The 230-nt window shown below is 43.0% G+C and carries 1 pseudogene; it reads left to right on the top strand.

Annotated features, from left to right (window positions below):
- Positions 1-106: 106 nt before the first annotated feature.
- Positions 107-230: pseudogene (locus N7568_RS25635) on the top strand (UDP-N-acetyl-D-mannosamine dehydrogenase); the annotation flags it as partial.

Below are 230 nucleotides of genomic sequence, written 5' to 3'. Positions count from 1 at the left end.
GCCATACCTGTGATGTCTCAGATGAGGAACTGGCTGCGTCCGGCGAAATCAAGTTCTTTGTTGATCCCAAAGAACAAATCACTGTTTAACAAAAAAGGTGTAGTAAATGACGAACATCAAAACTGTAGCTGTTGTGGGCCTTGGATATATCTGTCTTCAGAATGCAGCCATCCTAGCCACCAATGTGATAAATGTCGTAGGTATTGACGTAAACCAATACACGGTGGATG

Source organism: Paenarthrobacter aurescens (assembly GCF_025421775.1).
Taxonomy (GTDB): Bacteria; Actinomycetota; Actinomycetes; order Actinomycetales; family Micrococcaceae; genus Arthrobacter; species Arthrobacter aurescens_B.
Note: the sequence above shows the minus strand (reverse complement) of the source record. Positions and strands in the feature narration are given on the sequence as shown.